Here is a 7,754-nt window from a genome sequence, read left to right as displayed (position 1 = left end):
CCCCACCCACGCCGCGGAATGGACGGTCCACTCCTGCCCGAATGCGTGGGCACGGGACTAAGAATAAGGAGGATTTTGGGGAGGGGGATAAGTTTTGTAGGCGAAAGTCAGTTGCTCTTAATCTCAGTTCGCCACCGTCATCCCGCATATGATGCGGGATCTAGCGCAACATTCGCTAATGTCTAAGCAAGGTGCTCTGGATCCCGGGTCTCCGCTACGCTTCGCCCGGGAAGACATCATTGATCTTAGAGTGGCAGGCCAAGCTGCTTTAGTTCTGAGCGGAGTTTGTTTGCTTCGGAGAAGTGGAGCGCTTTCATACCGACGCCCTGAGCTGCTTCAACGTTTTTGAGTGTATCGTCGATGAAGACAAGGTTGGAGGCTTCAAGCTGGTTTCTTTCCAGCAGCACGTTGTAGATGGCAGCATCCGGCTTCAGAAGCTTCTCATCACCAGAAATCACGGTATCGATGAAGCTGTCCGCAAGAAATGGGAACAGGCGTTTGGCATCCTCGAACTTCTCAGTAGAGAAGTTGGTGATGGCGTACAAAGAGATGCCCTTATCCTTGAGTTCTTTCAGGAGCGAGACATTGGCCTCAATCGCACCAGCCAGCATTTCTTCCCAGCGCTCGTAATAGGCTTTGATCCACTCTTCGTACTGCGGAAATTTGGCAAGCCGTTCGGCGATGGCATCTCTCCAAGGGCGCCCTCTGTCTTGCTCCAGATTCCAGTCGTAGGGGCATACTTCATCAAGGAAGAACTGGCGCTCTGATGCGTCTGGGATCAGGTCCTTATACAGGTTCTCCGGATCCCAAGAGATCAAGACATTGCCAATATCAAACACGACAGCAGTGACCGGTGAGGACATGAGCCCCTCCTTCAGATGTAAAGATTGAGTTGGCCCAGTAGTATTGCCTCAGCATACGGGATGCAATGCGTGGGATTACAAAATGGCATCAGCCAGACGCACTGACTTATGCATAGGTGAGCATTGGCAGCGCGGGCGTCATATCACTTTTTGAGATGTAACTGGCAACTTGCTCACCAATACCAAGACCAGAAATGGAGACGTCCACTGGCTCTACTTCTTCTACACTTTCCAGCACCTGCAAACCTGAATGGACATTTGCCATAAGCTCTTGCTGATGGTCCGTTTCCAGGATCGCTTCAACCAGTGGCTGGGCTTCTTCTTTTGACTGTGGGGCCTTGCCGCCAAACAGATCAGGAAGGAACACTGCATAGCCTTGTTCTGCGATTTTCGCAGCCTGCAGGATCGCTTCTTCGGTTAATCCTGCCCAGTCATGAAACAGCACAAGTGCAGGCAATTTCTTATCTGTCCGAGGTACAATGATGTAGGCTAAATTTCTTTGATGGTATTCCACCAGACGCAGCTCAGCAGCCTGTAAAGAGGCTGGTAGCGCTAATGTAGTTGCAGCGATGATCATAGGAATGCCAGTGTTTATTGAAGCTATATATAATAGAGATGCACGCCTCAATATATAACTTATTTTGATAATTCAACCTATGCAAATATGTTTGTGCAACTATCCCGTCTGCTCTTGTACGTATAGGCAAACAAAAAAGAAGCCGCACTTCTCCTTTAAGAAAAGTGCGGCTTAAACGCTGTGATCAACACCACTTTTAGGTCGATTACGACTCGCAAATCGCGCGGGTCTGACGAGCGATCATGGCTTCTTCGTTGGTTGGGATCGCCATGACCTTAACCTTGGAAGATGCTTTGGAAATTGTGATTGCTTCCTTCGCGCGCGCCTTGTTGGCTTCTTCGTCGATTTCTACGCCGAGGAACTCAAGGCCCTTACAAACACCAGCGCGGGTTTGAGAGGAATTCTCGCCGATGCCACCGGTGAAGACGATTGCGTCCAGACCACCCATGACAGCAACCAGAGCACCCAGCTCGCGCTTGATGCGGTTGTCGTAATAGTCGAGTGCGCGTTTTGCATCAGGGCTATCTGAATTTTCCAGATCACGCATATCCTGCGAGATGCCGGAAAGACCCTTCATGCCGGATTCCTTGTTCAGCAGGTTCGCGACTTCTTTCACGGACATGCCTTTTTCTTCCATCAGGTAGAAGATGACACCCGGATCGATAAGACCGGAACGTGTGCCCATTGCCAAACCATCAACCGGGGTAAAGCCCATGGTGGTGGTCACAGATTTGCCATTCTCGATCGCGCACATGGATGCGCCGTTGCCGAGGTGAGCGACGACAACTTTGCCATCTGCCACTTCTGGCGCCACGTTGTGCAGCTCTTCCGCGATGAAGTGGAAGGACTGGCCGTGCATACCATAGCGACGAATGCCTTCGTCGTAGTATTTGGTCGGGATCGCGTAGGCTTCGTTCTTGAATTCCTGCGTGCGGTGGAACGCGGTGTCAAAACACGCAACGTTCGGCTTGCCCGGGAAGGCCGCTTTGGACCCCGCAATACCTGCAAGGTTGTGCGGGTTATGCAGAGGCGCAAGCGGGTTGAATGTTTCAAGTTCCGCAGCAACTTCTTCAGTGACCAGCACAGGTGCAGAGTATTTGGAAGAGCCGTGAACCACACGGTGACCAATAGCGTCCACTTCAAGGTTCGGATCGAACTCTTTCAGCAGAGCAAGGATAACCTGCAGAGCCGTGTTGTGGTTCTGTGCTTCTTCGTCTGAGAGCGCACGATCCATGATCGTTGCGCCTTCAGCGGATTTGCCTTTAACCCAAGCAGATGCTCCCAAACCGTCGATCTGGCCGGAAAGCACACTTTCTTCGCCTTTGAACAACTGGAATTTGATGGAGGAAGACCCAGCGTTCAGTACAAGGATTGTTTCGATTGTCATTATTGTTTTCTCAGCTATCCCGAAATTACTCTGCAGCTTCTGCCAGATCCTGTTCACCAACATACGCAGCGCCGTTGCGCAGGTAGTAGTCGTACATGGATGCCAGAGCACAAGAAACGAGACGAGCACGATCGTTGTCAGCACGGCTGGTGAGGATGATTGGCACGCATGCACCGGTTACGAGGCCAGCTGTTTCTGCATGAGCAAGGAAGGTCAGCTCTTTCACGACCATGTTGCCAGCTTCGAGATTTGGCACGATCAGCACTTCTGCACGACCTGCAACAACGGATTCGATGCCTTTGGTACGAGCAGCTTCAAGATCAATCGCGTTATCCATCGCCAGAGGACCGTCAACGATACCGCCTTTGATCTGACCACGCTCAGCCATCTTGGACAGCACAGCTGCATCGATGGTGGATGGGATCGCCGGGTTTACGGTTTCAAGAGCGGACAGGATGCCGACTTTTGGAGGCTCAATACCGATAGCACGAGCAACGTCGATTGCGTTCTGAGTGATATCAACTTTTGACATCAGGTCTGGTGCAATGTTGATTGCAGCATCAGAGACGATGAGCGGGGTTTCGCGACCCGGAACATCCATTACGAACGCATGTGACAGGCGACGCTTGGTGCGCAGACCACCTTCGCGCTTCACAACGTGGCGCAGCAGGTCATCTGTGTGAAGGTGACCCTTCATAACGGACCGCACGCGGCCTTCATGAACCAGCGCAACAGCTTTAGCAGCCGCAGAACCTTCATCAGGTGTGTCGATCAACTCGTAACTGGAGATGTCTGCGCCGATTTTGTCAGCAGCAGCCTGAATGCGTTTTTCAGGACCACACAGGATCGGGATGATCAGGCCAGCCTGAGCCGCCATGACTGCACCGCCGAGGGAGTTTGCATCGTCTGGGCACACAACAGAAGTCGGGATCGCTGGCAGCTGAGCAGCAGTTGCAACGAGACGATCAAAGTGCTGGTGGCGCTTCATCAGCAGGCCTGGCAGCTCTTCTGCATCGTAAGAGATTGACTTAGTTGGTGCTTCTACCCGAGCTTCACCTTCAGCAACCAGAGTACCATCGTCAACCTTCACGCTTGTTGCAAGGCGGATGATGTTATCTGGCAGTTTTTCCAGAACGGTTACAGTGACGTCGAGAACCTGATCCACTTTGACCTTGTTATGGAAGGAAAGTGTCTGATCGCGGTACACGCAGCCAGGACCTGGGAGGTAGTTGCCGACGACTGCTGAGATCAGAGTAGCGCCCCACATGAACGGTGCGGATGGGCCATCTTTCTTCTCAATGCCTTCCCACTGCGCGTTTGGCAGATGCAGTGGATTGATGTTGCCAGACGCGTGCGCAAAAACGTAAAGATCGTTTGCTGTACAGATGCGGGAGCGAGTGACGGAATCTCCGACCTGGATTTGGTCATAGGTCCGATTGGTAGCCATTGATAGCCTCTTTTCATTTTCCACATACCGCACCAGCCCGAGCTCAAGAGTGTTGCGATAGGGCTCTTGAGGGGAGGTCTCAGCCGTACTATCGCAGCTCTGTGACTGTTCAGCGATATGTGCGTTAAATTCTTCGCCAAGCTTGGGGCGCTTATTCAACATTTGAGCTAACAAATCTATCGGTAAAGATCACAAAACAGCAGTTTTTGGCGTTCTGCGAAGTTATGACACATCAATATTTAGATTACAGCACTAAATCTTACGTAGTTGTTATTATGACGGCGGCCAGTTTGCGCAATGGTCATCATACTCTACACAGGAGACCCTTCTAGGGAGAAGTATGAAGCTATCGCTTAAAGAAATTGACACAAACTTCTCGCTGTCATCTGCACTTGGTTTAGACACCAGTTTATACAAATTGTTCAATGCTGCCCCTAATAGGAACTTGTATTCAAACTGCGATGTTGAGACGACGTAATATCGCCCATTAATCAGCATCTTGTTTGAAAATGAAATACCATCAGGCTCGCTACCTTGAGGCCAAGGCGGTTCGCTTTTGCTATTCTCCCAACTCCAAACAACTTGAGGTCGATTATTCCTAATTAGGACCATTCCAATTTTGATTTCAATATCGACATCTTCAAACGGGGCCATCTGATGATCGATAGCCCTGTTGATGTCAGCCATCCCATCTGTGACATCATCTGAGCGCGCGATAAGATCCGCAATTGCAGCCCCAGCTTTACTAACACGTCGATCATAAGAAACAGCCGTTGTTAGCTCGACCATACCGAGAAAGAGAAATGCTAACATCGGTAATAAAATTGCAAACTCAATTGACGCCACACCATCTTTATTGGAATAGAGCCATTTGATGTTTTTGCGATAATTCATGAACTTGGCCGACCCTATTTATTAGAAAGGTTCGTTTCTAAAAATTTCTGTTGCAACAAGAATTCGGCTTCCATCTTCTGCCTGACCAAAAATTCCAACCATTCTTGAGCTTATCATTGGCCACGAGCAGACAACTTGAACGATAACAACGTCGCTGGCTTGCCCTGGATCCCACTTCTGTTCCATGACAACTGCACCATCCTTTACCAATGGTTTGTAATCACGTATGTCACCAAAGTCGTCAAACGCTTCCACATCAATGAAGATTTTGTCTTCAACCGCTTTCAGCAAGCCAGTCCCATTTTCCAAAATAACATTCTTAAACTTAGTTTTATTGTAGTCGCCATTCTCTTGAGCAAAGTGAACTTGACCTGTTCTGATCTGCCTCGCAGCTTCAGCAACAGCATTATCTAATAAGACCTCAACCAGCATCGAGAGGCCGAGTTCCATAATTGCTAATAGGATCCCAAATAGAACCGGAGCGATAAGCGCAAATTCAATCGCCGTCACACCACGAAAATCTGAAAAGAAGCTCAGCAGTGACTTATGGGTAGTGCGCCGATATTCTTTAGCTGTCTCTTTGTGTGACAAGAATTGCATGAGAGCCTACCTGCTATTGACCGTTACCTGCCACGGTTCCGTCTTGCGCCAACTCATTACGAACACTGATGGTGCTGGCGACATCCTCGATCTTTTTCTTATTGTCGCCAAGACGCAGGACTTCGTGGCAGTCGGGGTTGCAGGAGTAGGTGAAGCGGCTGTTGTTGCGTTGGACGGCGACGTAGCCCGCCATTTCTGCTGTTACGGTGATCAGCTCTTCGACAACGGGCTCAGAAGCATCGTTCAGGACAACCAGATTGGTTGTGCCATAGGATTTGCCCGTGATTACGATTGTCACGCGGTCGTGCACTGTCACATCTGCAATGCTTGGATTTCCAAGAATGATGGTTTCGGCTGGCTCTTCGAGACGGAAGACTTTTGCCTGGTCGGCGACCACCTCAACATCCGCTGAGGCGGGTGTGATTGAGGTAGCAGAGATGCCTGCGATCATCGCAGTAGAGATTGCGACAGAGGCAATTTTTGACGAACGGTCAGAGACCTGTTTTTGCAGCTTCCAAAACACGGCAAACCCCACCGAATAACTGTTAAATTTTACTAGTTATTTGTGCGATTATTTTAGTGAACGAAAACCTAATTTGCGCGAATTGACGGGTCAGATATTCCGATAATGCGCTTTATGGTTAAGCACGGGTAAACATCGGTTCAACTTAGCCTCTTCACAGAGGTGAGCTGGCCAAATTCGTTCTCGCCAATGCGTTTAAGAGCCGCCTGAAGCCCTTCATAAGCGACCGTCATTGTGTAACCGTTGGCATGCAGCAAAGTCTCAGAATCAGACATAACGCCCACATGCCCCTTCCAGAACATCAAGTCGCCGCGCTGCAAAGCTGGCAGGCCACTGGAGAGGTCGAGTTGTTCGCCCAGCATGGCTTCCTGCATATCCGCGTCACGTGGGGCATTTATACCGCCGGTCTGGAGTGCAAGTTGGATCAAGCCGGAGCAATCCAGCCCCAGAGTAGAGCGTCCACCCCAAAGATATGGCGTTCCAACCATCGCTTCTGCTGCTTTCACCCAGTCGGCCGCTTTATCAGTCTGCTCTACCAAGTGTTTTTTGACCATAAACGAGCCATCGGCAAGCTGTGCAAACTCCAGCCCGCGCGTGGTCTCATATCCCACAACGCTTACCAGTGCTCCCATGGAGACCTGCCCCAGAGCTGGGCGTTTCATTTCGGCTTCCGGGTAGCGATAGGTGCGCAGGGCAATCACTCTGTGCGTTGCTTGTTCAACAGGCTCCAGCGCGTTCGTCGGCAGCCAGCCGACATATCCGTCTGTTTGCAACTGTCCCCAAGACCACCCTTCTTGCGTTGTCTCAAATACACGAAAGGTTTCGCCAAAATTCAGCTCAGTATCGATTCCGCATGCAACATCTGGCTGAGCACGTAGCTCAATCTTATCTGCTTTGACAGAGTAGTCGGTCCCCTCCACAAAACGCTCAGATTGCACCTGGCCGCGATAGTCAGTGGAAGCCAAATCCGGTCTTACCGGATGTAAACGGCGGTCAAGTTGAGCAGTCATATGAGGCCCCTCCAATCAAAATGGCATAGCGGAGTGATAATGTCTTGGTTCCGCCTTTCGATCAACGCGAAAGGTCCTGAGCTTTTTCTGAGACCAGATCACCAAGCTGTTCCAGATACAGCGCCCCGGCAACTGTGCGTGTGACAACGACATTGCGGCGGTCATTTTCATCACGCTTTCTGGAAAGCAGCTTGTTTGTTCCAAGGGTATCCAGTGCACGCGTAATTGCAGGCTTGGTCACCCCTAGTTTTTGCGCAAGTCCGCGCACGGTATGTGGTGGAGGCTCAAGATATACAGTTAAAAGAATAGACATTTGGCGAGCAGTCAAATCCTGATCTGCTGCGCGCACCAATTCCAACACTACATCATGCCATAGCTTAAGCGCCTGCGACGGGCGGATCTCTACGGGCATATTTTATCGTCCTAATCCCTATTGCAGGCTAAAACCTAGCC

General features: G+C 50.5%; 9 protein-coding genes. All 9 read right to left on the bottom strand.

Annotated features, from left to right (window positions below; all coding sequences use genetic code 11):
* Window positions 1–245 precede the first annotated feature (245 nt).
* Window positions 246–863 carry an HAD family hydrolase gene (locus PsW64_RS26635; RefSeq protein WP_063305573.1) on the bottom strand — a complete coding sequence of 206 codons (618 nt, stop codon included), beginning with the start codon at window positions 861–863 and terminating at the stop codon, window positions 246–248.
* Between the two features lie 106 nt (window positions 864–969).
* Complete coding sequence (locus PsW64_RS26630; protein WP_063300505.1) at window positions 970–1,440, bottom strand: dienelactone hydrolase family protein; 471 nt, start codon at window positions 1,438–1,440, stop codon at window positions 970–972.
* Between the two features lie 205 nt (window positions 1,441–1,645).
* Window positions 1,646–2,827 (bottom strand): acetate/propionate family kinase, encoded by a 1,182-nt coding sequence (locus tag PsW64_RS26625; protein WP_063300506.1) that lies wholly within the window; start codon window positions 2,825–2,827, stop codon window positions 1,646–1,648.
* A 25-nt stretch (window positions 2,828–2,852) separates the two neighbouring features.
* Window positions 2,853–4,274, bottom strand: coding sequence for a bifunctional enoyl-CoA hydratase/phosphate acetyltransferase (locus tag PsW64_RS26620; protein WP_063305572.1), 1,422 nt, complete (start codon window positions 4,272–4,274; stop codon window positions 2,853–2,855).
* 273 nt (window positions 4,275–4,547) lie between these two features.
* On the bottom strand, window positions 4,548–5,168 hold the full coding sequence (locus tag PsW64_RS26615) for a TadE/TadG family type IV pilus assembly protein (RefSeq protein ID WP_063305571.1): 621 nt from the start codon (window positions 5,166–5,168) through the stop codon (window positions 4,548–4,550).
* A gap of 21 nt (window positions 5,169–5,189) precedes the next feature.
* Window positions 5,190–5,768 (bottom strand): TadE/TadG family type IV pilus assembly protein, encoded by a 579-nt coding sequence (locus PsW64_RS26610; protein WP_057464152.1) that lies wholly within the window; start codon window positions 5,766–5,768, stop codon window positions 5,190–5,192.
* A 13-nt stretch (window positions 5,769–5,781) separates the two neighbouring features.
* A complete protein-coding gene (locus PsW64_RS26605; RefSeq protein ID WP_208981047.1) occupies window positions 5,782–6,291 on the bottom strand; it encodes a pilus assembly protein N-terminal domain-containing protein in 510 nt (169 codons plus the stop codon).
* A 140-nt stretch (window positions 6,292–6,431) separates the two neighbouring features.
* Window positions 6,432–7,301, bottom strand: a complete 870-nt coding sequence (locus PsW64_RS26600) for a C40 family peptidase (protein ID WP_063305569.1) — start codon at window positions 7,299–7,301, stop codon at window positions 6,432–6,434.
* 61 nt (window positions 7,302–7,362) lie between these two features.
* Window positions 7,363–7,713 carry a MarR family transcriptional regulator gene (locus PsW64_RS26595; protein ID WP_063286786.1) on the bottom strand — a complete coding sequence of 117 codons (351 nt, stop codon included), beginning with the start codon at window positions 7,711–7,713 and terminating at the stop codon, window positions 7,363–7,365.
* Between the last annotated feature and the right edge of the window lie 41 nt (window positions 7,714–7,754).

It is taken from the genome of Pseudovibrio sp. W64, from assembly GCF_001623145.1.
Taxonomy (GTDB): domain Bacteria; phylum Pseudomonadota; class Alphaproteobacteria; order Rhizobiales; family Stappiaceae; genus Pseudovibrio.
The sequence above is the reverse complement of the archived record's forward strand: the minus strand, read 5'-3'. Positions and strand labels throughout refer to the sequence as shown.

What these genes read in the sequence shown, in the direction of transcription:
- PsW64_RS26635 (WP_063305573.1), bottom strand. Translation starts at nt 863, where the DNA reads ATGTCCTCACCGGTCACTGCTGTCGTGTTTGATATTGGCAATGTCTTG.
- PsW64_RS26620 (WP_063305572.1), bottom strand. Translation starts at nt 4,274, where the DNA reads ATGGCTACCAATCGGACCTATGACCAAATCCAGGTCGGAGATTCCGTC.
- PsW64_RS26615 (WP_063305571.1), bottom strand. Translation starts at nt 5,168, where the DNA reads ATGAATTATCGCAAAAACATCAAATGGCTCTATTCCAATAAAGATGGT.
- PsW64_RS26610 (WP_057464152.1), bottom strand. Translation starts at nt 5,768, where the DNA reads ATGCAATTCTTGTCACACAAAGAGACAGCTAAAGAATATCGGCGCACT.
- PsW64_RS26630 (WP_063300505.1), bottom strand. Translation starts at nt 1,440, where the DNA reads ATGATCATCGCTGCAACTACATTAGCGCTACCAGCCTCTTTACAGGCT.
- PsW64_RS26625 (WP_063300506.1), bottom strand. Translation starts at nt 2,827, where the DNA reads ATGACAATCGAAACAATCCTTGTACTGAACGCTGGGTCTTCCTCCATC.
- PsW64_RS26600 (WP_063305569.1), bottom strand. Translation starts at nt 7,301, where the DNA reads ATGACTGCTCAACTTGACCGCCGTTTACATCCGGTAAGACCGGATTTG.
- PsW64_RS26595 (WP_063286786.1), bottom strand. Translation starts at nt 7,713, where the DNA reads ATGCCCGTAGAGATCCGCCCGTCGCAGGCGCTTAAGCTATGGCATGAT.